Origin of the sequence: Pseudomonas sp. GD03903 (assembly GCF_029840045.1) — a bacterium.
In the GTDB taxonomy this organism is placed as follows: domain Bacteria; phylum Pseudomonadota; class Gammaproteobacteria; order Pseudomonadales; family Pseudomonadaceae; genus Pseudomonas; species Pseudomonas pseudonitroreducens.
Genome location: NZ_JAOCBT010000049.1, coordinates 1 through 5,244, shown reverse-complemented (window position 1 = coordinate 5,244; position 5,244 = coordinate 1). Strand labels below are relative to the sequence as shown.

2 tRNA genes and 3 rRNA genes are annotated in these 5,244 nt (G+C 52.0%); all 5 read right to left on the bottom strand.

Annotated elements, in window-relative coordinates:
- Positions 1-108 (bottom strand): 5S ribosomal RNA (rrf, locus tag N5C91_RS31700); the annotation flags it as partial.
- A 134-nt stretch (positions 109-242) separates the two neighbouring features.
- Positions 243-3,134, bottom strand: a 23S ribosomal RNA gene (locus N5C91_RS31695).
- A gap of 231 nt (positions 3,135-3,365) precedes the next feature.
- Positions 3,366-3,441 (bottom strand) — tRNA-Ala (locus N5C91_RS31690).
- A gap of 27 nt (positions 3,442-3,468) precedes the next feature.
- A tRNA-Ile gene (locus N5C91_RS31685) sits at positions 3,469-3,545 on the bottom strand.
- A gap of 64 nt (positions 3,546-3,609) precedes the next feature.
- A 16S ribosomal RNA gene (locus N5C91_RS31680) occupies positions 3,610-5,146 on the bottom strand.
- Positions 5,147-5,244 lie beyond the last annotated feature (98 nt).

Sequence of the window (5,244 nt, the reverse complement as noted above, 5' to 3'; positions counted from 1 at the left end):
ATGACCTACTCTCACATGGAGAAACTCCACACTACCATCGGCGATGCGTCGTTTCACTACTGAGTTCGGGATGGGATCAGGTGGTTCCAACGCTCTATGGTCGTCAAGCAATTCTTTATGGACGCTCGTGGCAATTGCACACGCTCATCCAGATTCGGGTATGTGACAGGTATTTGCGGTTCACACGAACTTTCGGTTCGTTACGTCTTCACCGTACAACACGCAAATTGTTTGGGTGTTATATGGTCAAGCCTCACGGGCAATTAGTATCGGTTAGCTCAACGCCTCACAGCGCTTACACACCCGACCTATCAACGTCGTAGTCTTCGACGGCCCTTTAGGGGAATCAAGTTCCCAGTGAGATCTCATCTTGAGGCTAGTTTCCCGCTTAGATGCTTTCAGCGGTTATCTATTCCGAACATAGCTACCCGGCAATGCCACTGGCGTGACAACCGGAACACCAGAGGTTCGTCCACTCCGGTCCTCTCGTACTAGGAGCAGCCCCTCTCAAATCTCAAACGTCCACGGCAGATAGGGACCGAACTGTCTCACGACGTTCTAAACCCAGCTCGCGTACCACTTTAAATGGCGAACAGCCATACCCTTGGGACCGGCTTCAGCCCCAGGATGTGATGAGCCGACATCGAGGTGCCAAACACCGCCGTCGATATGAACTCTTGGGCGGTATCAGCCTGTTATCCCCGGAGTACCTTTTATCCGTTGAGCGATGGCCCTTCCATACAGAACCACCGGATCACTAAGACCTACTTTCGTACCTGCTCGACGTGTCTGTCTCGCAGTCAAGCGCGCTTTTGCCTTTATACTCTACGACCGATTTCCGACCGGTCTGAGCGCACCTTCGTACTCCTCCGTTACTCTTTAGGAGGAGACCGCCCCAGTCAAACTGCCCACCATACACTGTCCTCGATCCGGATAACGGACCAGAGTTAGAACCTCAAGCATGCCAGGGTGGTATTTCAAGGATGGCTCCACGCAGACTGGCGTCCACGCTTCAAAGCCTCCCACCTATCCTACACAAGCAGGCTCAAAGTCCAGTGCAAAGCTACAGTAAAGGTTCACGGGGTCTTTCCGTCTAGCCGCGGATACACTGCATCTTCACAGCGATTTCAATTTCACTGAGTCTCGGGTGGAGACAGCGCCGCCATCGTTACGCCATTCGTGCAGGTCGGAACTTACCCGACAAGGAATTTCGCTACCTTAGGACCGTTATAGTTACGGCCGCCGTTTACCGGGGCTTCGATCAAGAGCTTCGCTTTCGCTAACCCCATCAATTAACCTTCCGGCACCGGGCAGGCGTCACACCCTATACGTCCACTTTCGTGTTTGCAGAGTGCTGTGTTTTTAATAAACAGTCGCAGCGGCCTGGTATCTTCGACCGGCATGGGCTTACGGAGTAAATCCTTAACCCTCGCCGGCGCACCTTCTCCCGAAGTTACGGTGCCATTTTGCCTAGTTCCTTCACCCGAGTTCTCTCAAGCGCCTTGGTATTCTCTACCCAACCACCTGTGTCGGTTTGGGGTACGGTTCCTAGTTACCTGAAGCTTAGAAGCTTTTCCTGGAAGCATGGCATCAACCACTTCATCATCTGAAAGATGACTCGTCATCAGCTCTCGGCATTAAGACCCCGGATTTACCTAAGATCTCTGCCTACCACCTTAAACTTGGACAACCAACGCCAAGCTGGCCTAGCCTTCTCCGTCCCTCCATCGCAGTAACTAGAAGTACAGGAATATTAACCTGTTTCCCATCGACTACGCTCTTCAGCCTCGCCTTAGGGACCGACTAACCCTGCGTCGATTAACGTTGCGCAGGAACCCTTGGTCTTTCGGCGTGGGAGTTTTTCACTCCCATTGTCGTTACTCATGTCAGCATTCGCACTTCTGATACCTCCAGCAAGCTTCTCAACTCACCTTCACAGGCTTACAGAACGCTCCTCTACCGCGCATCTTGCGATGCACCCGTAGCTTCGGTGTATGGTTTGAGCCCCGTTACATCTTCCGCGCAGGCCGACTCGACTAGTGAGCTATTACGCTTTCTTTAAAGGGTGGCTGCTTCTAAGCCAACCTCCTAGCTGTCTAAGCCTTCCCACATCGTTTACCACTTAACCATAACTTTGGGACCTTAGCTGACGGTCTGGGTTGTTTCCCTTTTCACGACGGACGTTAGCACCCGCCGTGTGTCTCCCACGCTGACACTTCCAGGTATTCGGAGTTTGCATCGGTTTGGTAAGTCGGGATGACCCCCTAGCCGAAACAGTGCTCTACCCCCTGGAGTGATACGTGAGGCGCTACCTAAATAGCTTTCGAGGAGAACCAGCTATCTCCGAGCTTGATTAGCCTTTCACTCCGATCCACAAGTCATCCCCTACCTTTTCAACGGGAGTGGGTTCGGTCCTCCAGTCAGTGTTACCTAACCTTCAACCTGCTCATGGATAGATCGCCCGGTTTCGGGTCTATACCCAGCGACTAAAACGCCCTATTAAGACTCGCTTTCGCTACGCCTTCCCTATACGGTTAAGCTCGCCACTGAATATAAGTCGCTGACCCATTATACAAAAGGTACGCAGTCACCTAACAAAGTAGGCTCCCACTGCTTGTACGCATACGGTTTCAGGTTCTATTTCACTCCCCTCTCCGGGGTTCTTTTCGCCTTTCCCTCACGGTACTGGTTCACTATCGGTCAGTCAGTAGTATTTAGCCTTGGAGGATGGTCCCCCCATATTCAGACAAAGTTTCTCGTGCTCCGTCCTACTCGATTTCACTTCAAAGAACCTTTCACATACGGGGCTATCACCCACTATGGCCGCACTTTCCAGAGCGTTCTGTTAGATTCAAAGAAGCTTAAGGGCTAGTCCCCGTTCGCTCGCCACTACTAAGGGAATCTCGGTTGATTTCTTTTCCTCAGGGTACTTAGATGTTTCAGTTCCCCTGGTTCGCCTCTTGCACCTATGTATTCAGTGCAAGATACCCAGCTTATGCTAGGTGGGTTTCCCCATTCAGAGATCTCCGGATCAAAGTCTGTTTGCCGACTCCCCGAAGCTTATCGCAGGCTACCACGTCTTTCATCGCCTCTGACTGCCAAGGCATCCACCGTATGCGCTTCTTCACTTGACCATATAACCCCAAGCAATCTGGTTATTGTCTCGAACGTGAAGACGACATTCGCCGAAAATTCGCGCTTGAACTCGCAAATTTTACCTTGACTTGAATAATCACCAGTGAAAGAGATTATTCAGTCTACTTCTATCACATACCCAAATTTTTAAAGAACAGTTCTGGCACAAAGACCAGACATCAATGTTCGTTCAACCTGAACATTCATGTCTGAGCTTTCGACGATTTAAATGGTGGAGCCAAGGAGGATCGAACTCCTGACCTCCTGCGTGCAAAGCAGGCGCTCTCCCAGCTGAGCTATGGCCCCATCGGATCAGCAGCACACCACAACAATTGGTGGGTCTGGGCAGATTCGAACTGCCGACCTCACCCTTATCAGGGGTGCGCTCTAACCAACTGAGCTACAGACCCAATCGTCTAACCAGTGAATCAAGCAATTCGTGTGGGAGCTTATGAAGAAGCTGAGATCTTCGATTAAGGAGGTGATCCAGCCGCAGGTTCCCCTACGGCTACCTTGTTACGACTTCACCCCAGTCATGAATCACTCCGTGGTAACCGTCCCCCTTGCGGTTAGACTAGCTACTTCTGGAGCAACCCACTCCCATGGTGTGACGGGCGGTGTGTACAAGGCCCGGGAACGTATTCACCGTGACATTCTGATTCACGATTACTAGCGATTCCGACTTCACGCAGTCGAGTTGCAGACTGCGATCCGGACTACGATCGGTTTTATGGGATTAGCTCCACCTCGCGGCTTGGCAACCCTCTGTACCGACCATTGTAGCACGTGTGTAGCCCTGGCCGTAAGGGCCATGATGACTTGACGTCATCCCCACCTTCCTCCGGTTTGTCACCGGCAGTCTCCTTAGAGTGCCCACCATAACGTGCTGGTAACTAAGGACAAGGGTTGCGCTCGTTACGGGACTTAACCCAACATCTCACGACACGAGCTGACGACAGCCATGCAGCACCTGTGTTCCGATTCCCGAAGGCACTCCCGCATCTCTGCAGGATTCCGGACATGTCAAGGCCAGGTAAGGTTCTTCGCGTTGCTTCGAATTAAACCACATGCTCCACCGCTTGTGCGGGCCCCCGTCAATTCATTTGAGTTTTAACCTTGCGGCCGTACTCCCCAGGCGGTCGACTTATCGCGTTAGCTGCGCCACTAAGATCTCAAGGATCCCAACGGCTAGTCGACATCGTTTACGGCGTGGACTACCAGGGTATCTAATCCTGTTTGCTCCCCACGCTTTCGCACCTCAGTGTCAGTATCAGTCCAGGTGGTCGCCTTCGCCACTGGTGTTCCTTCCTATATCTACGCATTTCACCGCTACACAGGAAATTCCACCACCCTCTACCGTACTCTAGTCAGGCAGTTATGGATGCAGTTCCCAGGTTGAGCCCGGGGATTTCACATCCATCTTACCAAACCACCTACGCGCGCTTTACGCCCAGTAATTCCGATTAACGCTTGCACCCTTCGTATTACCGCGGCTGCTGGCACGAAGTTAGCCGGTGCTTATTCTGTTGGTAACGTCAAAACAGCAAGGTATTAACTTACTGCCCTTCCTCCCAACTTAAAGTGCTTTACAATCCGAAGACCTTCTTCACACACGCGGCATGGCTGGATCAGGCTTTCGCCCATTGTCCAATATTCCCCACTGCTGCCTCCCGTAGGAGTCTGGACCGTGTCTCAGTTCCAGTGTGACTGATCATCCTCTCAGACCAGTTACGGATCGTCGCCTTGGTAGGCCTTTACCCCACCAACTAGCTAATCCGACCTAGGCTCATCTGATAGCGCAAGGCCCGAAGGTCCCCTGCTTTCTCCCGTAGGACGTATGCGGTATTAGCGTTCCTTTCGAAACGTTGTCCCCCACTACCAGGCAGATTCCTAGGCATTACTCACCCGTCCGCCGCTGAATCCGGGAGCAAGCTCCCATCATCCGCTCGACTTGCATGTGTTAGGCCTGCCGCCAGCGTTCAATCTGAGCCATGATCAAACTCTTCAGTTCAATACTGCTTGGGTTTTGAGAAAACCCTAAACTTGGCTCAGCAATCGCATGCTCAATTTAATGAGCTAAAACTCTCGAATTCACGAGTGTTACTTGCG